15 protein-coding genes are annotated in these 18,583 nt (G+C 52.8%); 3 read left to right on the top strand and 12 right to left on the bottom strand.

Going from position 1 to position 18,583, the window contains the following annotated elements:
- Positions 1-2: 2 nt before the first annotated feature.
- From mglC to J1785_RS14160, 7 genes are all read right to left on the bottom strand, one after another.
- Complete coding sequence (mglC, locus tag J1785_RS14190) at positions 3-1,013, bottom strand: galactose/methyl galactoside ABC transporter permease MglC (RefSeq protein WP_129952455.1); 1,011 nt, start codon at positions 1,011-1,013, stop codon at positions 3-5.
- Positions 1,014-1,031: 18 nt separating this feature from the next.
- Positions 1,032-2,564, bottom strand: coding sequence for a galactose/methyl galactoside ABC transporter ATP-binding protein MglA (gene mglA / locus J1785_RS14185; protein ID WP_129952454.1), 1,533 nt, complete (start codon positions 2,562-2,564; stop codon positions 1,032-1,034).
- 226 nt (positions 2,565-2,790) lie between these two features.
- Positions 2,791-3,789, bottom strand: a complete 999-nt coding sequence (gene mglB / locus J1785_RS14180; RefSeq protein WP_129952453.1) for a galactose/glucose ABC transporter substrate-binding protein MglB — start codon at positions 3,787-3,789, stop codon at positions 2,791-2,793.
- Between the two features lie 250 nt (positions 3,790-4,039).
- Positions 4,040-5,071, bottom strand: coding sequence for an HTH-type transcriptional regulator GalS (galS, locus tag J1785_RS14175; RefSeq protein ID WP_129952452.1), 1,032 nt, complete (start codon positions 5,069-5,071; stop codon positions 4,040-4,042).
- A gap of 270 nt (positions 5,072-5,341) precedes the next feature.
- Complete coding sequence (gene yeiB / locus J1785_RS14170; RefSeq protein ID WP_129952451.1) at positions 5,342-6,496, bottom strand: DUF418 domain-containing protein YeiB; 1,155 nt, start codon at positions 6,494-6,496, stop codon at positions 5,342-5,344.
- A gap of 113 nt (positions 6,497-6,609) precedes the next feature.
- Complete coding sequence (gene folE, locus J1785_RS14165; RefSeq protein ID WP_129952450.1) at positions 6,610-7,275, bottom strand: GTP cyclohydrolase I FolE; 666 nt, start codon at positions 7,273-7,275, stop codon at positions 6,610-6,612.
- Between the two features lie 142 nt (positions 7,276-7,417).
- A complete protein-coding gene (locus J1785_RS14160) occupies positions 7,418-8,545 on the bottom strand; it encodes a YbfB/YjiJ family MFS transporter (protein WP_129952449.1) in 1,128 nt (375 codons plus the stop codon).
- Positions 8,546-8,744: 199 nt separating this feature from the next.
- Here J1785_RS14160 and ptrR point away from each other — a divergent pair, with 199 nt between their 5' ends.
- Genes ptrR through fghA form a run of 3 tightly spaced genes read left to right on the top strand, consistent with a single transcriptional unit; the run spans position 8,745 to position 11,712 of the window.
- Positions 8,745-9,674 carry a putrescine utilization regulator PtrR gene (gene ptrR, locus J1785_RS14155; RefSeq protein ID WP_217219609.1) on the top strand — a complete coding sequence of 310 codons (930 nt, stop codon included), beginning with the start codon at positions 8,745-8,747 and terminating at the stop codon, positions 9,672-9,674.
- Positions 9,675-9,718: 44 nt separating this feature from the next.
- A complete protein-coding gene (locus J1785_RS14150) occupies positions 9,719-10,843 on the top strand; it encodes an S-(hydroxymethyl)glutathione dehydrogenase/class III alcohol dehydrogenase (protein WP_129952447.1) in 1,125 nt (374 codons plus the stop codon).
- Between the two features lie 11 nt (positions 10,844-10,854).
- The gene (fghA, locus tag J1785_RS14145; protein WP_129952446.1) at positions 10,855-11,712 is read left to right on the top strand and encodes an S-formylglutathione hydrolase; all 858 of its coding nucleotides are present in this window, start codon (positions 10,855-10,857) and stop codon (positions 11,710-11,712) included.
- A gap of 98 nt (positions 11,713-11,810) precedes the next feature.
- Here the strand turns inward: fghA and gsiD are convergent, their stop codons facing one another.
- The 5 genes from gsiD to J1785_RS14120 form a co-directional block, all read right to left on the bottom strand.
- Positions 11,811-12,731, bottom strand: a complete 921-nt coding sequence (gene gsiD / locus J1785_RS14140; RefSeq protein WP_217219607.1) for a glutathione ABC transporter permease GsiD — start codon at positions 12,729-12,731, stop codon at positions 11,811-11,813.
- 8 nt (positions 12,732-12,739) lie between these two features.
- Positions 12,740-13,660, bottom strand: a complete 921-nt coding sequence (gene gsiC, locus J1785_RS14135) for a glutathione ABC transporter permease GsiC (protein ID WP_129952444.1) — start codon at positions 13,658-13,660, stop codon at positions 12,740-12,742.
- 109 nt (positions 13,661-13,769) lie between these two features.
- Positions 13,770-15,326: a glutathione ABC transporter substrate-binding protein GsiB gene (gene gsiB, locus J1785_RS14130; RefSeq protein WP_217219605.1), complete on the bottom strand. Its 1,557-nt coding sequence runs from the start codon at positions 15,324-15,326 to the stop codon at positions 13,770-13,772.
- Between the two features lie 71 nt (positions 15,327-15,397).
- The gene (locus J1785_RS14125; protein ID WP_217158837.1) at positions 15,398-17,266 is read right to left on the bottom strand and encodes a dipeptide ABC transporter ATP-binding protein; all 1,869 of its coding nucleotides are present in this window, start codon (positions 17,264-17,266) and stop codon (positions 15,398-15,400) included.
- The gene (locus tag J1785_RS14120) at positions 17,263-18,276 is read right to left on the bottom strand and encodes an isoaspartyl peptidase/L-asparaginase family protein (protein ID WP_217158835.1); all 1,014 of its coding nucleotides are present in this window, start codon (positions 18,274-18,276) and stop codon (positions 17,263-17,265) included. The genes J1785_RS14125 and J1785_RS14120 overlap by 4 nt, the downstream gene beginning before the upstream one ends.
- Positions 18,277-18,583 lie beyond the last annotated feature (307 nt).

Below are 18,583 nucleotides of genomic sequence, written 5' to 3'. Positions count from 1 at the left end.
GCTTATTTCTTCTTGGCGTATTTCAAAGAATCCAGCGCCACCGCGAAAATGATGATGCTGCCCTTGATGATGTACTGCCAGTACGGATTCACGCCGATATAGGTCAGGCCGTAGTTGATAACGGTGAATATCAGTACACCGGTCACCACCCCTGCCACAGAACCCACCCCCCCTGCGAAGGACACGCCGCCGACCACACAGGCCGCGATAGCATCGAGTTCGTACATGAATCCGAGGTTGTTAGTGGCACTGCCGATACGCCCCGCTTCCAGCAAACCACCGAACGCGTAGAACACCCCAGACAATGCATAAATCATGATCAGGTTTAACGGGACGTTAACGCCGGAGACTTTTGCTGCTTCCGGATTGCCACCGATAGCAAAGATGTTTTTACCGAAGCGCGTTTTGTTCCACAGCACCCAGACAAAGGCGATAGCAATCAGCGCATAGAACGTAATATAGGAAAGCTTCAGGCCACCTAAATGGATAAAGCCTTGTGCGAACAGGGAGAAGCCCGGGTCAAAACCCGCCACCGGTGAAGAACCGACATAATCGTAATACAGGGAGTTAATCCCGTAGACGATAATCATCGTGCCCAGTGTGGTAATAAATGGCGTTACGTTCAGGTAAGCGATAATAATACCGTTCAGCAAACCAATTAACGCGCCAACAATACATACAGTCAGAATAACCAGCGGAATAGGTACAACTTCCAGATGCGGGAAAACTTTATTGACGTTATCCATCGCCTGCAACATGGTGGCGGCGACCACCGCCGCTAAACCCACCTGCCGCCCGGCGGAGAGGTCAGTACCTTGCGTGACAATAAGCCCCGCCACACCCAGTGCAATAATGACGCGCACGGAGGACTGAGTAAGGATGTTACTTAAGTTGACGAGACTGAGGAAGCTTGGATCCTGGATGATAATAATCGCCAGTAAGACCAGCAATACCACATAAATCCCGCCCTCTTTTAAATAAGTGAGCACACTTTTCTTATTTAATGCTTTCATAATAAGAACCCTTAAAAATTAGAGATGCAAGGAAGCCAGGCGTAATATTTCGTTCTGCGAGGTATTTTTAGTTTCAACTATACCCGCCACCTGTCCATTACTCATAACCAATATTCTGTCAGTAATACCCAGCAACTCCGGCATTTCAGAGGAGATAATAATGATCCCCTTCTCTTTTTTCGCCAACTCGGTGATTAACTGGTAAATTTCAAACTTAGCGCCAACATCAATGCCGCGCGTCGGTTCGTCCAGCATTAATATCTCAGGGTTGGTCAATAACCAGCGCCCGATAATAACCTTTTGCTGATTTCCGCCTGACAATGAACCAATGCTGGTTTTATGTCCCGGCGTTTTCACCCGCATGGAATCGATAACCCATTGGGTGTCGCTTTTCATCCGGGAAGTATCAAGTAAACCGGCTTTATTTTTATATTGACGAATATTGGAAATCAGCGAGTTAAAGCCAATGTCCAGATATGCATAAATACCGGTTGAGCGACGTTCTTCTGTTACCAGCGCAAAACCATGGTTAATGGCTTCATTGGCGCTGTGATTATTAATTTTTTTGCCGTGTAATTTAATGGTTCCGGCAACTTTCTCACGGATACCAAATAATGTTTCGACGATATCTGTACGTTTTGCACCGACTAAACCGGCAATCCCGAGAATTTCCCCTTTGTGTAAATCAAAGGAAATATCACGAATTGAAGGCTGGCGCAGTGAAGTCAGATTTCGCACTTCGAGGATCACTTCACCCGGTACGTTCTGGCGGTCAGGGAAGCGCTGGCTCAGTGAACGGCCGACCATCATGGAAATAATTTTATCCATGTCGAGACCTTCCAGCGGCTGGGTAATGATCCACTGTCCGTCACGCAGGATGGTTATCTCATCACACAGCTGGAAAATTTCTTCCATCTTATGAGAGATATACACAATGCCGCAGCCACGATCTTTCAGTTTACGGATAATCGTGAACAGATGGTTCACTTCTTTTTCCGTCAGGGAAGATGTCGGTTCGTCCATAATGACGATTTTTGCATTGTAAGAAAAAGCCTTGGCGATTTCGATCATCTGCATCTGTGAAACGGACAACTTACCGACCTTGTCACGCGGATCGATATCAATGTCCAGTTCGTCAAAAATCGCTTTGGTGTCTTTGTACATTTTGTCCTGATCGACAAAAAGTCCTTTGGTCGGATAACGTCCCAGCCACATGTTATCCATGACCGTACGTTGTAACACCAGGTTTAATTCCTGATGGACCATCGACACGCCTTGTTCAAGCGCTTCTTTCGAACTTTTAAAATTAACTTCCTGTCCCTGAAAAAGAATGGTGCCGGAGTCTTTACTGTATATCCCGAAAAGGCATTTTAATAATGTGGATTTACCGGCGCCATTTTCACCCATCAGAGCGTGAATGGAATGAGGACGCACCTTTAAATTCACATTATCTAACGCCCTGACGCCAGGAAATGATTTATTAATGCCACTCATTTCCAGAAGGAATTCGTCCGGTTTATGTGTTGTGTCAGATAACGTATTATCGGCCATAGTTATACCTGGCTAAAGATAAAAATAAACGGGTGTATTAATACCTGATGTCAGCCCTGCGTGCAGCCGGTAAACGCACCGCACGCAGAGCGACATGACGTCCTGTCAGATAAGCATTAACGTCTAATCATACTTAGTCTTTATTTACGGCTTAACCGCAATTATTTTTGCCACTGCTTAGCTTTGTTTGTTATTGCTGTCTGCCTTTACTGCTGTTGACGTAGTCTTATTTCACAAAGGAAGACAGATTGTCTTTATCCACGGCAACGTAAGGAATACGTACAACTTTGTTTTCAATTTTCCAGGTAGTCCCTTCAGCGGCGGGTTTACCGTCAGCCAGGTTTCTCGCCAGATCAAACGTGGCTTTCGCCTGGTTGTTTGCATCGTTAAGCACGGTACCGGCCATTGCACCAGATTTCACCAGTGCCAGCGCTTCTGACAGGGCATCCACGCCAAATACCGGAATGCTGGTTTTGTTATGGGATTTCAGCGCTTCTACAGCGCCCATTGCCATGGCATCGTTGTTGGCGATAACCACTTCGATTTTGTTAGCATTCGGGCCGGACAACCATGCATCCATCTTGTCTTTCGCCTGGGCGGTATCCCACATAGCGGTATCAAGTTGCAGTTGTTGAGTTTTCAAACCTTCTTTGCCGTTCAGGGTGCTGATGACGTATTTGGTACGCGCTTCAGCATCAGGATGGCCAGGTTCGCCTTTGATCAGTACGTATTGGATCACGCCGTCTTTGTTCAGATCCCAGGCCGGATTAGCTTTCCAGTGTTTAGCAATCAGCTCACCCTGAATAACGCCAGATTCCTTAGAGTCAGTCCCGACGTAATAGGCTTTGTCGTAGCTGTCTAAATCTTTACGGGAAGGTTCTTTGTTATAGAAAACGACAGGAATGCCGGCACCGCGGGCTTTTTCAATGATTACCGGGGCAGCAGCCGGGTCAACCAGGTTAATGGCCAACGCTTTAACACCCTTCGCCAGCATAACGTCAACCTGGTCGTTCTGCGTGGACTGGCTGTTTTGCGAGTCATTCATCAGCAGTTGCACATCTGGAGACGCTTTCGCATCTTTCTCAATGGCTTTGCGAACTTCGGACATGAAGTTGTCGTCATATTTGTAGATGGTGACGCCGATTTTAGTATCAGCAGCATGTGCGGCAAAACCAAACATCATGCTTGCAGCCAGAGTCGCCAGGGTGAAGACCTTCTTATTCATTTGTATCTCCGGTTATGTAGGGTGTTACAGAATTTGGCACCGGAAATCCTTGCGGGAGCAGTACAGCTCCACATCATGATTGTGGGTGCCTGCCATCCTTGACTTATAACGTCCTGACTCGCTGTGTAACAAGTCCGGCAAACCGGACCCAAATTGAATCATATTGAAAACGAATGAATCATAATGTGGGCGATGTTAATAAACTGTGAAAGTTCTCACAGATTGAAAACGGTTACATCGCGTTATTTGATCAAAAGGTGACGGGTGCCACATTTTGCCACGGTGCTACCGAATGGCGTCTGACCAGCGTAGGCATGAAGCAATGCGAAACCCCCGTAGCTAACTGTTCTGCCGCGCCTTTTAACGCCAGCTCCGTGGCAAGCGTCGCCATGGAAACGATGGGATAACGCACGGTAGTCATTTTCGGGCTGGTATAACGGGCAATCGGAATGTCATCGAAACCGATCAGCGAAAAGTCATCAGGAATATTAATTCCGTTTTCTTTCAACACCGCCATCGCCCCGGCAGCCATTGAATCGTTGTAGGTAAACACCGCACTGAGGTGCAGATTGCGCCCGAGCAGTTCCACCATGGCGGCTTCCCCGCCCTGCAGATCGGGCGAACTTTGCGCCCGCCATGCGGCAGGTGGCGCTTCAGCGCTATGATGTGCCTGCGTCATTGCCTGCGAATAGCCCTGATAACGCTGCAAATCGTCTTCAATGCCATGACTTGAACCAATGTAACCGATGCGCTGATGTCCCTGCGACAGTAACAGCCGGGTTGCCATTTCTGCGCCGCTGACGTTATTAAGCCAGACACAGCGGTGTTCGTAGCCCGGAATGACACGGTTAATCAGCACCATACCCGACACCTGATCCATAAACTGCGAAAGCTCGTCATCACCCAGTGCCTTAGAATGCACAATGAGCGCGTTACAGCGTTGACGAATCAAAACCTCAATGGCGTGCCTTTCTTTTTCGGCAATATGATAGCTGTTACCTATCAGGACATATTTCTGATGTTGCTGCGCGACAGTATCAACGGCTTTCACCAGTGCCCCAAAAAACGGGTCTGAAACATCCATAACCACAACGCCGATAGTATCGCTGCTTTGCGTGGCCAGTGCCTGCGCATTGGCATTAGGACGGTATCCCAGCGTGGCGACAGCCTGTAGCACCTGCTCGCGCGCCTCTTTGCTGGCAATGGTCGGATTGTTCAGAACGCGTGACACGGTGGCGACAGAAACCCCCGCCAGCCGGGCGACATCACGAATTGTGACCATGCGTCGCTCCGTGATCAGTCAGGGAATGGTACGGAGGAATACGGAAATTTTTGACCCAGGAAGTAAAAAAACCAGACAAAGAGAAGCGAGGTGAAGTGCGCATGGCGTTTCCTTTTTTAGTGTAGTGGTCATCGGAGTGGCACGACCGCTATCCTAAACATTTTGCGAAAACGCCTGCGTGAATCTCGTCACAGGAAAGAAAACGTTTACATACAAATCTGCAACCTTCATCCCAAATCTATCATTTAGGATGATGTAACGTCATCGGGTTCAGGCTGTTTTCAGTTCTACGCCGGAGGCTTTGATGGTGAGTTTCCGCCACAGCCACTCCACCGGTCCCTGCCGAAAATGACGCAACCACAGCACTGTCACCAGCAAATTACATACCCAGATCAGCGGCACCAGCGCCATCAGTTGCAACCGGTCGAAATGCTGATAGAAACCAAGGGTATTGAAAAATGTGGTACAGATGACAGTCTGCAACAGGTAGTTGGTCAGCGCCATGCGGCCAATCTGCGAAAGCCAGTGCGTCACGCGCCAGCGCGAAATCAGCGGCCAGAAGCCGTAACACAGCGCCAGATAACTCACCGCCTGCATCAGCGAGCCAATCTCACGCGGCACCTGCAACAAAAAACCGCTCCACCGGTAGTCCCAGCCGGTACGATATTGCAGATAAATCGCCGGGATCTGAATCAGTAATGAAAACGGTAACAGCACGGCTGCGACTTTGCGGTAATGGGATGAACGGAATTCACCCTTCAGCCATCCGCTGCGCATCAGGCCGGAACCAATCAGCATGGCGCCCGCCAGTTCCCAGCCGTATTGCGCGCCGATCGCCAGCAAACTGGACGACAGCAAATCGAGCCGGTTCTGAATCGCCTCCCACCCGCCTTTCAGTCGCCAGTATTGCTCATACTGAATTTCCGCCGGCCCCGGAAGCCAGAAGCTGCCAGGTTTTGGTGAGGAAATAAATCCCAGCATTGCCAGCACAGCCACACCGATCAGATACAAAATAATGCCCGTTGATATCAGCGACTGGCTGCTGCGCCCTTCCCGCACCATCCGCCAGCACACCAGACCAATCAGCCCGTAAGACAGCAAAATATCGCCGTCCCATAACAACGTGGCATGGAAAAAACCGCACAATAATAAAATTGACAACCGCGCCTGGATCCAGTGTTTGCCGCGTGGCAGTAATAAATACAGGCCACCGCCAAACAGCATGGCGAACATCATCAGGAACTTGCCCTGCGCCACAGCGTCAAGCACCGCCCAGGTCCAGGTGTCAGAAGCAGAAGGTGTCCCGGCAAATGCCGGATTCAGATAAGCGGCTTTCGGCAAACCGAAGGCGCTGATATTGAGCAGAAGAATGCCAAAAATGGCGAGACCACGGGCAAAGTCGAGCGTGGCAATACGTGAGCGCATACCTGACGTTCCTGTTAACGGTAAGGAGCTGAAAATTGTGCGGGCTTCAGACAGACTAACGGCACCCGTAAGGTGCCGCAATATAAAGTGTCTGACCGGTTAAAACGCCGCTGTTAGCTGGCGTGTCTGACCGTTCTCAGGAATTCCTGTCGCGTATTCTGGCTCGACTTAAACAGACCGCCCAGAGAGGTCGTGGTGGTCGCGCTGGTCGCGTCACGGACACCACGCGCCTTCACGCAGTAATGCACTGCATCAATCGATACCGCCACATTGGTGGTGCCGAGCAGGGTTTGCAGTGCAACCAGTATCTGCTGGGTCAGGCGTTCCTGAACCTGCGGGCGCTGCGAGAAGAATTGCACGATGCGGTTGATTTTGGACAGACCAATTACGGTCTCTTTCGGGATGTACGCCACGGTCGCTTTACCGTCGATGGTCACGAAATGGTGTTCGCAGGTGCTGGTCAGCGTGATATCGCGCACAGTGACCATTTCATCCACTTTCATCTTATTTTCGATGACGGTGATTTTCGGGAAGTTGGCATAATCAAGCCCGGAGAAAATTTCATCCACGTACATCTTGGCGATGCGGTGCGGCGTCTCCGCCAGACTGTCATCGGAAAGATCCAGATTGAGAAGCTGCATAATACCGGTCATATGCTCCTGGATCCGCTGCTTGCGCGTTTCGTTGTCGATCGGCAAAGCTTCACGCAGAGGGGTTTCCAGACCACGGGCTAACAGGGCCTCGTGAACCAAGACGGCTTCTTTACTCAGGGTTGGCATTGTTTCTTCTCCGGCAGATGTAATCACTTTGACGCAGATCACGCCAAAGTGAGGTGGCTTACTGTAGTAGAGAGCCGGTTCAGAATCCAGTGATTGCTTTCTTGATGGATGAAATAGCCCTGATGGATGAAATAGCGGCAAGTTATCGTTTGTGGCGAACCACCAGCGCACCGGCGATAATGAAACCGGCCAGCGCAACGTACAACGCGGGCTCCAGCCGATGGGTCAGCGCGGTAGAAATGGCGGAGAGCACCGGGCCGAATAACTGGCCGACGGCATAACCGGTCGTCAGCAACCCGGCCATATAACGGCTGTGGTCAGGCGCAAGCTCGCGGCTGTATTGTAAGGCTAATTGCACCACGCTGAGGAAACCGCCGCCGGTCAGTAAAGCCCCGAGCACCAGTCCGCTGACACCCGGCACCACTTCCGCACACAAAATCCCCAGTCCCTGGATCCATAGCGTCAGCGCCAGACGGGTATGGGTGGTCAGACAATGCCGGGTGAGAATACCGATGACAATGCCGGTGACCGCCGCACCGCCAAACACCGGCCAGACAAACTGGGCGAACAGGCTGTCAGGGAAACGTGCACTCGCCATCTGCGATAAAAAGGTTGCGGGCAGAATGTAACCGAAACCTGCCAGGCTGTAGCTCCACACCAGACGTCTGAGCGCAGGCGTCATCACCAGCGGTGATGACGCCATATGCGACCGGTGCAAATCCCCTTTTCGCGGCAGATTCGGTGTAATGATCGCCACAAAAATCAGCGCCAGCACACCGTAAACGCACCAGGCCTGCGCTGAGGTCAGCTGTAAACTGTGGATCCCCACCGCCAGCATGCCGCTGAGGAAAATCCCCGCGCCCGGCCCGGCAAAGACTGCCGCGCTAAGCGCCGGACGACCATAGTGCGCCAGCCGTTCGTTACACCATGCCGATACCATCACCATCGCCCAGCCGCTGGTCCAGCCGATCAGGAAGCGTACAATACTGTGCAGCACTTCGCCGGAAATCACCGCCGACAGTAAAGTCAGGATCACCCCGCCCCATACCCCCAGCCACAAGCGACGCTCAAGATGTTTGCTGGCACGCATGCCATCAAACGCGCCACACAGATAACCGAGATAATTGAACGCGGCGACCAGACCTGCGCCGGTCAGGCTGAACTGATGTTCAGCTATCATTAAAGGAACCTGCGGTGTAAAGGCGAAGCGCCCGATACCCATCGCGACCACAAAAGCCAGAAAACCACTTAGCGCAATGCGAAAAGCCATAATTGCTCCGTCAGAAGAAACTGCAATGCAACATATTAGAAACAATGAATAAACATACTCAAAGCCTGTCGCGGAAAACAGCAGATTTCTTAAAAGAAAGTTAATTGGAAGTTGTCGCTATGATGCCTTATGGGTACAATCACGAAAACTGAATAATACAAACCAACTTGTTTACGATTAGAGAACACAGGAACCCACCATGGATCTGACTCAGTTACGGATGTTTTGCTGCGTAGCGGAAACCGGTTCGCTGGCGCGTGCGGCCGAGCAACTGCATCGTGTGCCGTCGAACCTGACCACCCGTCTGCGTCAGCTCGAACTTGAACTGGGCACTGATCTGTTTATCCGCGAGAAGCAGCGCATCCGTCTTTCCGCCATGGGACATAACTTCCTCAACTATGCCGAGCGCATTCTGGCGCTCAGTGATGAGGCGATGAGCATCATGCATGCCGGTGAACCCGCCGGGAATTTCGCGCTGGGTTCGATGGAAAGCACGGCGGCAACCCGCCTGCCTTCGTTGCTGGCGGCTTATCATCAGAAGTTTCCACAGGTGGCACTGTCGCTGGTGACGGCGACTTCCGGTGAAATCATCGACAACGTACGTGCCGGCCGTCTCGCCGCAGCACTGGTTGATGGCCCGATCGATTTTGATGATATCAACGGCTGTATTTCTTTTCGTGAAAGGATGGTGGTGATCACCCCGCCGGGTGAATCACCGCTGGAAGTGCCTGACGGTCGCAGCGGCCACACTGTTTTTGCATTCCGCCCCAGCTGTTCCTACCGCCAGCGTTTACAGGGATGGATCAGACAGATGAACGTTCCGGTCGCCAATACTCTGGAGATTCAGTCCTACCACTCCATGATGGCGTGTGTCGCCAGCGGTGCGGGTATTGCCATGATCCCGCGTTCTGTGCTGGAACAACTGCCCGGCCACGAGCGGGTAGAAATTCACGACATTCCGGATGAATTCGCCGATACCGCCACCTGGCTTATCTGGCGCCGGGATGCGTTCAGCCCGAATGTCCGGGCGCTGAAGGAACTGATTATTGAACAAAATGACGGGGTCATCCCGTTACTGAAGCATCCGCTCGCCGGGGAACATGATCCGGTGCTGCATCCCACCTATTAAGTTAAAAACCTGAATAAGCAAAAACACCTGACTGGAGCTAAAAAATGCAAATGATCAAAACACGTGCGGCTGTCGCCTGGGGCCCGAACCAACCTCTGTCCATCGAAGAAGTGGATTTAATGCCGCCGCAAAAAGGCGAAGTGCTGGTGCGTATTGTTGCCACTGGTGTTTGTCATACTGATGCCTACACACTCTCCGGCAAGGATCCGGAGGGCGTATTCCCGGCAATCCTTGGCCATGAAGGCGGCGGCGTAGTCGAAGCCGTAGGCGAAGGAGTCACCAGCGTCGCCGTAGGCGACCATGTCATCCCGCTGTACACGCCGGAATGTGGCGAGTGTAAATTCTGCAAATCCGGTAAAACCAACCTGTGTCAGGCTATCCGTACCACACAAGGTAAAGGTCTGATGCCGGACGGCACCACGCGTTTCTTCAAAGACGGCAAGCCGATTTTCCATTACATGGGCACGTCAACCTTCTCTGAATACACCGTAGTACCTGAAATCTCACTGGCAAAAATCAACAAAGAAGCGCCGCTGGAAGAAGTGTGTCTGCTCGGATGTGGCGTGACCACCGGTATGGGCGCGGTCATCAACACGGCTAAAGTGAAAAAAGGTGACACCGTGGCCATTTTCGGTCTCGGCGGCATTGGTCTTTCTGCGATTATCGGTGCGGTGATGGCCGGTGCAGGCCGCATCATTGGTATTGATCTGAATACCAGTAAATTCGATCTGGCACGTAAACTCGGCGCAACCGACCTGATCAATCCGAAAGATTTCGACAAGCCTATTCAGGATGTGATTGTTGAAATGACCGACGGCGGTGTGGACTTTTCCTTCGAATGTATCGGTAACGTGAACGTGATGCGTTCCGCACTGGAATGCTGCCATAAAGGCTGGGGTGAATCTGTCATCATCGGCGTTGCCGGTGCGGGCGAAGAAATCTCTACCCGCCCGTTCCAGCTGGTCACCGGCCGCGTCTGGCGTGGTTCTGCGTTCGGTGGTGTGAAAGGCCGCAGTCAGTTGCCAGGTATTGTGGAACGTTATCTGGACGGGGAATTTGCCCTGAACGATTTCATCACCCACACCCTGCCGCTGGAAGACATCAACGAAGCCTTTGACCTGATGCATGAAGGGAAATCTATCCGCACGGTTATTCATTTTAATAAGTAAGGAATGTGTCAATGAGCAGCTCGGTTGAACTACTCGAAGAACACCGGATGTTTGGCGGCTGGCAGCAGCGCTACCGCCATACCTCTGAGAGCCTGAATTGCAGCATGACGTTCAGCGTTTATCTGCCTCCGTCACCCGATGACGCGCCGCCGCCCGTCCTGTACTGGCTGTCGGGCCTGACCTGTAATGATGAAAACTTTACGACAAAAGCCGGGGCGCAGCGCGTCGCAGCTGAACTCGGCATCATTCTGGTGATGCCTGATACCAGTCCGCGCGGTGAGGGTGTTGCCAACGATGACGGTTATGATCTGGGTCAGGGCGCCGGTTTTTACCTGAACGCGACTCAGGCACCCTGGGCTGCCCATTACCGGATGTACGATTATCTGCTTGATGAACTGCCTGCGCTGATCCGCGACCATTTCAAAATCAGCGAGCGTCAGTCAATTTTCGGTCACTCAATGGGCGGCCACGGTGCGCTGATGCTGGCATTGCGTAATCCGCAACGTTTCTGTTCGGCATCAGCGTTTGCGCCGATCGTCAATCCGGCTCAGGTACCGTGGGGGCGTAAAGCGTTCAGTGCGTATCTGGGCGATGATGAAAGCCAGTGGCTGAAATACGACAGTTGTCACCTGCTGAGTGCATTGCCAGCGGATCAAAAGCCGTTCCCGATTCTGGTCGATCAGGGCGACAGCGACCAGTTTCTGGCGGATCAGCTTCAACCGGCAAAACTGGCAGAGATAGCGCGTCAGCGCGGCTGGCCGTTACAACTGCGGGTTCAGCCGGGCTACGATCACAGCTACTTCACCATCGCCTCGTTTGTGGAAGATCACCTGAGATTCCATGCGGAGTTTTTGCACCCGAAGGCATAAGTGCAGGATCCTAAAAATAGAAGCAACCGGCTCCTCTCCCTGCTGATAGGGCAGTGTTTCGCCTTGCTCCCTCCCCTTCGCAGGGAAGGGAGCAAAAATCAATTCTTCAATTTTGGATCCAGCGCATCCCGTAATCCGTCACCCAGCAAATTAAACGCCAGTACGGTCAGGAATATGGCCAGACTGGGGAATATGGCCACATGGGGAGCCATGACCATGTCGGCGCGGGCTTCGTTGAGCATCGCGCCCCACTCCGGCGTCGGGGGCTGTGCGCCCATACCCAGAAACGACAGGCTGGCGGCGGTGATGATCGACGTGCCGATACGCATGGTGAAATACACCACTATGGACGACAACGTACCCGGCAGAATGTGGCGGAACAAAATCGTGGCGTCGGATGCGCCGATGCTGCGCGCCGATTCAATATAAGTTTGCTGTTTCAGCACCAGCGTATTGCCGCGAACCAGACGTGCGAAGGCAGGAATGCTGAAAATCGCCACAGCGATAATCACGTTCGACATACCGTTGCCCATTACCGCAACGACGGCGATCGCCAGTAAAATCCCGGGAAAAGCAAACAGGACGTCACAGACGCGCATGGTAATGCGATCCCACCAGCCTTCGTAATATCCCGCCAGCAAGCCGAACACCGTACCAATTGCCGCGCCGAGCACCACAGAAAGTACGCCTGCGGCGAGTGAAATCCGCGTGCCCATCAGGATGCGGCTGAAAATGTCACGCCCGAGAGAATCCACGCCCAGCCAGTGGACCAGCGATGGCCCGTCGTTCAGACGGTCATAATCAAAGTAATTTTCCGCATCAAACGGCACCAGCCACGGCGCAAGAATGGCCGCCGCGATCAGCAGCAGGATAAAAGCCCCCGCAATCATCGCAATATGCTGCCGGCGAAAACGACGCCAGAACGCTTTCCACGGTGTCCTTCCCGCCTGTGATTGCGCAGTTTCCGGCGTGATGACCGGTAAACTCGCGAGTACGGCATTTCGCCGCCAGTTTTTCATGCGCTTACTCACTTGTATCGGATGGAAGGGTTAATGACGGCGTACAGCATGTCTACCAGCAGATTGATCAGGATGAACTCCAGCGAAAACAGCAGCACTTCTGCCTGTATCACCGGATAATCCCGCATCTCGACCGAATCAACCAGCAACCGCCCTAACCCCGGCCAGTTGAACACTTTTTCAACCACAATCGACCCGCCGAGCAGGAAGCCAAATTGCAACCCCATCATCGTCACAACCGGGATCATCGCGTTGCGCAGGCCATGTTTGACCACCACCACCGCTTCGTGCACGCCCTTGGCGCGCGCGGTACGCATATAATCTTCCTGCATAACGTCGACAAAGGACGCGCGGGTAAAGCGGGCCATGATCGCCGCCACCGCTGCACCGAGCGTAACAGAAGGGAGAATATAGTGCCGCCAGCTGTCGGCACCGACCGTCGGCAGCCAGCCCAGTTCAACGGAAAAAATTTGCATCAGCAACATGCCCAGCGCGAAAGCCGGGAAGGAAATACCTGAGACGGCGAGCGCCATGCCCAGTCTGTCCGGCCAGCGGTTACGCCACACGGCGGAGACCACGCCAATCACCAGACCGAAAACCACTGACCACACCATACTGGTCAGCGTCAGCCAAAACGTCGGCATAAAGCGCGAACTGATTTCTTCAATGACCGGGCGTTTTGAAACCATCGAGTGGCCGAAATCACCGGTCAGCGCATTGCCGAAGAAAGTGAAAAATTGCTGATAAAGCGGCTTATCCAGCCCTAAATCCTGACGCACCAGCGCAACCACGCTGGCATCGGCATCCTGGCCGGCCATCAGCCGCGCCGGATCGCCCGGCAACAGATGCACAAACAAAAAGACCAGCACGGCCACAATCAGCAGCGTGGGTATCAGTCCGAGTAATCGTTTTAAAAAATAATTAAGCATGATTGGCTGTCTGTGATTTCACGGTAGACATCTATGTTCCGGCCCCGGAACACACGATTTCAGGGCGTCCATGCTGTTACATGACGCGCCCTGAAGGCTTCACCGCGTATTATTTCACATCTGCATCGTCAAAGCTGAAAGCCGTATCCGGCATCACATAGAAACCGGTCAGACGTTTATTTTTGGCTGAAACCAGACGTTCAGTGACCAGGAATGCCCACGGCGCATCGGTCCAGATTTGTTTCTGGGCAGCAGCGTACAGTTTGGCTTTCTCGGCTTTGTCGGTCGTTTTCAGCGCATCGGACAAATCTTTATCCACCTGTGCGTTGCTGTAGAAGGCAGTATTGAACTGCTTCGGTGGCGCGGCCTGGGTGGAAAACAGCGGAGACAGTGCCCAGTCTGCTTCACCGGTAGAGGCAGACCAGCCGGTGTAGAACATACGGATGCCCGCCTCTTTTTGTCCGACGTTCTCAACCTGCGCCGCACGCTGCGCGGCATCCATTGCGGTGACTGTCACTTTAATACCCACCTGCGCCAGTTGCTGTTGGGTAAACTGCAACACTTTTTGCGCGGTACTGTTGTTATGTGAAGACCACAACGTGGTGGTAAAACCGTCCGGATAACCGGCTTCTTTCAATAACGCTTTCGCTTTTGCCGGATCATACGGCCACGGTTTAAATTTCGCCGCGTATTCGATGCCCTGCGGCAGCGGCCCTTCAGACGGCACGGCGTAACCGGCAAATGCAACTTTGATCAGCGCCTGTTTGTTAATCGCGTAGTTAATCGCCTCACGCACTTTCACATTGTCGAACGGCTTTTGCGTGACATTGAAACTGATGTAACGATGCAGAATCGACGGCGCGGTCACCAGATCCAGTTTAGCGTTTTTCTCCAGCAAGGCCGCCTGTTCGTAAGGCACCGGGAACGCCAGATCAGCCTCGCCGGTTTGCAGCATTGCCGCCCGGGTATTGTTATCTACCACAGGACGCCAGGTAATGGTGTCGAGTTTCGGCTCGCCTTTTTTCCAGTACCCGTCAAACTTCTTCACTTTCACAAAGTCAGTCTGATTCCATTGTTCAAGCGTATACGGGCCGGTGCCAACCGGATGGAAACCGATGTCTTTGCCGTATTTGGTCAGCGCCGCCGGGGAAATAATCACCGCAGACGGGTGTGCCAGAATATTAATAAAGGCTGAGAACGGCTCTTTCAGGGTGATTTTCACCGTGTTGTCATCAACGGCTTCGGTGCTGGCGATATTCTTGAACAGGTTATAGCGTTTAAGGTGACTGTCCGGATTACTGGCGCGGTCAAAGTTAACCTTTACCGCCGCCGCATTGAAGTCGGTGCCGTCCTGGAACTTGATGCCCGGATGCAGCTTGATGGTGTAAACCAGACCGTCTTTACTGACGGTGTAACTGTCCGCCAGAACGTTTTCCAGTTTCATATTTTTATCAAAGCCAAACAGGCCCTGATAGAAGGATTTGGCGACAGCCTGCGACAGGGTGTCGTTGGCGTCATACGGATCGAGCGAGGTGAAGTTAGAACCTACGGCGATGACCACGTCTTTTGCCGCCCATGCAGAAGCCGACGCCAGCGAACCAAAAACAGCGGCAGCGAGCACGGCCTGACGGACAACGTTCTTACCTTTAGATTTCTGCTGATTCATGTCAGTTCCTTTTCCTGTCTTACCCGTTTATCTTGCGAAGAATTGACGGCTCAAATAAGCCGCCAGAAAAATCAGTAAATACCCGCAATACTGTGCCTGGCGACAAAATGGCCTTCGCCCACCTTTACCAATGGCATCACCACCGGCTCATCGTGCAGCCCGCGAACCGGACTTGGGATTTCATCAACCAGCAGCGCCTGATCTTTTCGTTTGTGCGCCGGATCGGCGACCGGCACCGCCGCCATGAGTTTGCGGGTATAGGCATGTTGCGGCGTTTCAAATACCGCACGGCGCGAGCCGATTTCCACGATCTGTCCGAGATACATCACCGCCACACGGTGGCTGATGCGCTCAACAACAGCCATATCGTGTGAAATAAACAAAAATGCCAGACCAAACTCTTTCTGCAGATCCATCAGCAGATTGATGATTTGCGCACGGACAGACACATCCAGCGCCGAAACCGATTCATCGGCAATCACCACTTTTGGATTAAGCGCTAACGCGCGTGCAATGCAAATTCGCTGCCGCTGACCGCCGGAAAATTCGTGAGGATAACGCTGCGCGTGTTCCGGCAACAGCCCGACTTTTTCCAGTAACCATGCCACGCGGGCTTCGGCTTCTGCGCCTTTTGCCAGGTTGTGAACCAGCAGCGGCTCCATAATGGAATAACCTACCGTCAGGCGCGGATCGAGCGAGGCGTAAGGGTCCTGAAAAATAAACTGAATATCACGGCGCAGATGTTGCAGTTCACTGCCCCCGATATCGGTCAGCGTCTGGCCCTTAAAGGTGATAGTACCGCCCTGGCTTTTCACCAGTTTTAACAGCGAACGGCCGGTGGTGGATTTACCACAGCCTGATTCCCCCACCAGCGCCAGCGTTTCACCGGGATGCAAATCAAAACTGACTTTTTCCACGGCATGAACCCGTCGGGTTACGCGATTGAAAACACCGCTGCGCAGGTCAAAACGCGTCACCAGATCGCGCACCTGCAATATAGGAGGCGCGCCTGGTGTGAGAGTATTTTGTATCAGCGCCGGATCACTTTCCGGCTGTTCAGGCGCGGGAAAGCGTGCGGGCAGCGCTTTCCCGGCCATCGAGCCGAGTTTGGGTACCGCCGCCAGCAATGTCTGAGTGTAAGGCGCCTGCGGTGAACGGAATATAGCGTTTACTTCCCCCGTTTCGACACTGTTGCCCTGATGCATTACCAGCACACGGTCCGCAATTTCGGCCACTACTCCCATGTCATGCGTGATAAAAATCACCCCCATCTGCATCTCTTTTTGCAGCACACGGATCAGTTGCAGAATTTGTGCCTGAATGGTGACATCCAGCGCCGTCGTCGGTTCATCGGCAATCAGTAACGCAGGCTTACAGGAGAGCGCCATCGCAATCATCACCCGCTGGCGCATGCCGCCGGAAAGCTGATGCGGATAACTGTCGAGAATATTCCGGGCTTCAGGAATGCGCACCAGATCAAGCATCCGCAGCGCTTCCGCACGGGCGGCGCGGTGATCTTTGTTCTGGTGCAAGCGGATCGATTCGGCAATTTGTTCGCCCACCGGAAAGACCGGATTGAGCGACGTCATCGGCTCCTGAAAAATCATCGCCATATCCGCACCACGCAGATTACGCATGGCAGGCTGCGTGGCGTTGATCAAATCAACTACCTCACCGTTACGACGACGAAACTGCATTTGACCCTGTAAAATCTTTCCGCCGCCCTGCTCCACCAGCCGCATCAGCGCCAGCGAGGTCACGGATTTTCCGGAACCCGATTCGCCAACAATCGCCAGCGTTTCACCGCGCTTTACCTGAAAACTGAGATTACTGACCGCCTGAGTGACCTGCCCTTCATGAGCAAACTGCACGCTGAGCTGACTGACGGCAACCACGTGATCGGGTGGCAGAATAAGCGAACTGTTCATCGGGCTGTTCATGACCGGTAAATACTGACGCAGGGAGCGTCACCCACACGGGCGAAGCCGCGGTACATGCCTTCGCTGTTAAAAGGTAGCACCACGTTGCCAAATTTATCCACGGCAATCATTCCACCGCTTCCGCCCAGAGAAAGCAGTTTTTCCTGCACCACTTTATGTGTGGCCTCTTCCAGAGAAAGACCGGCGTATTCGATCAGCGCCGCCACATCATAGGCTGCCACCGTGCGCATAAACACTTCGCCGGTACCGGTGCTGGAAATCGCTACCGTATTGTTACTGGCGTAACAGCCCGCGCCAATAACCGGTGAATCGCCGACGCGCCCGGCCTGTTTGTTGGTCATACCGCCGGTCGATGTCGCCGCCGCCAGATTACCCAGCGCGTCCATCGCCACGGCACCTACGGTGCCAAATTTATGTTCAGGATCCAGCGGGTCATCAGACACGGGGGCACTGAGCGACGCGCCATCGTGATCAAGCATCACGCCGTTATCTGCCGCGATGGCACGTTGCAACTGATCATAACGTTCCTGCGTGAAAAAGTAGTCCGGTCCGACCATTTCCTGGCCGTGTTCGCGGGCAAAGGCTTCCGCGCCCGCGCCGGTAAACATCACATGCGGACTGACTTCCAGCACCTTACGGGCGGTGAGAACAGGATTGCGAATATGGTTCACACAACTGATGGCACCGGCATCGAGCGTACGGCCATCCATAATGCAGGCGTCTAACTCATGCGTGCCCTGATGGGTAAAAACCGCCCCTTTTCCGGCATTAAATAACGGGCACTCTTCAAGCAGACGCACCGCTTCGGTGACCGCATCCAGTGCACTGCCGCCGGAGGCCAGAATAGCCTGTCCGCTGGCGACTATTCTCTCCAGTTCGGCTAAATAAAGTCGTTCTTTTTCAGCGCTCATCGCCGCGCGGGTAATCGCCCCTGCACCACCGTGGATCGCAATAACCGGCCGCTTCTTGTCCGAAACGGAAGCCGCTGAATTATCAGTAGAAAAACTCATTAGCGCTGCACCTTTCGATGTTGTATTTATGTAGAGGAAAATGTTGAGCTGTTTTTGACTATATTTAGCCCGCAACAGTATGTAAAGCAGAAATGTCGCGCCATCAAAAGGTCGCTAATTGCTTAGATTGTTTAAGAAAAACAAATGCTGCAATTGAATATACCCGCGGGACAAATGACCAAAGAACAGCAATAATAAACGTCTTAACTGCGGATAAATGCCTCTCCGGATAAACTTCCTGCAGCTTTTTTTATTTTCTCTTTTTAGGAAATCAGTTTATGGAATCTGATTTCTCTTATACACATCT

The sequence above is a fragment of the Rahnella perminowiae genome (genome assembly GCF_019049755.1).
In the GTDB taxonomy this organism is placed as follows: domain Bacteria; phylum Pseudomonadota; class Gammaproteobacteria; order Enterobacterales; family Enterobacteriaceae; genus Rahnella; species Rahnella perminowiae.
This window is presented reverse-complemented; position numbering and strand designations above follow the sequence as displayed.

What these genes read in the sequence shown, in the direction of transcription:
- mglC (WP_129952455.1), bottom strand. Translation starts at nt 1,013, where the DNA reads ATGAAAGCATTAAATAAGAAAAGTGTGCTCACTTATTTAAAAGAGGGC.
- mglA (WP_129952454.1), bottom strand. Translation starts at nt 2,564, where the DNA reads ATGGCCGATAATACGTTATCTGACACAACACATAAACCGGACGAATTC.
- mglB (WP_129952453.1), bottom strand. Translation starts at nt 3,789, where the DNA reads ATGAATAAGAAGGTCTTCACCCTGGCGACTCTGGCTGCAAGCATGATG.
- galS (WP_129952452.1), bottom strand. Translation starts at nt 5,071, where the DNA reads ATGGTCACAATTCGTGATGTCGCCCGGCTGGCGGGGGTTTCTGTCGCC.
- yeiB (WP_129952451.1), bottom strand. Translation starts at nt 6,496, where the DNA reads ATGCGCTCACGTATTGCCACGCTCGACTTTGCCCGTGGTCTCGCCATT.
- folE (WP_129952450.1), bottom strand. Translation starts at nt 7,275, where the DNA reads ATGCCAACCCTGAGTAAAGAAGCCGTCTTGGTTCACGAGGCCCTGTTA.
- J1785_RS14160 (WP_129952449.1), bottom strand. Translation starts at nt 8,545, where the DNA reads ATGGCTTTTCGCATTGCGCTAAGTGGTTTTCTGGCTTTTGTGGTCGCG.
- ptrR (WP_217219609.1), top strand. Translation starts at nt 8,745, where the DNA reads ATGGATCTGACTCAGTTACGGATGTTTTGCTGCGTAGCGGAAACCGGT.
- J1785_RS14150 (WP_129952447.1), top strand. Translation starts at nt 9,719, where the DNA reads ATGCAAATGATCAAAACACGTGCGGCTGTCGCCTGGGGCCCGAACCAA.
- fghA (WP_129952446.1), top strand. Translation starts at nt 10,855, where the DNA reads ATGAGCAGCTCGGTTGAACTACTCGAAGAACACCGGATGTTTGGCGGC.
- gsiD (WP_217219607.1), bottom strand. Translation starts at nt 12,731, where the DNA reads ATGAAAAACTGGCGGCGAAATGCCGTACTCGCGAGTTTACCGGTCATC.
- gsiC (WP_129952444.1), bottom strand. Translation starts at nt 13,660, where the DNA reads ATGCTTAATTATTTTTTAAAACGATTACTCGGACTGATACCCACGCTG.
- gsiB (WP_217219605.1), bottom strand. Translation starts at nt 15,326, where the DNA reads ATGAATCAGCAGAAATCTAAAGGTAAGAACGTTGTCCGTCAGGCCGTG.
- J1785_RS14125 (WP_217158837.1), bottom strand. Translation starts at nt 17,266, where the DNA reads ATGAACAGCCCGATGAACAGTTCGCTTATTCTGCCACCCGATCACGTG.
- J1785_RS14120 (WP_217158835.1), bottom strand. Translation starts at nt 18,276, where the DNA reads ATGAGTTTTTCTACTGATAATTCAGCGGCTTCCGTTTCGGACAAGAAG.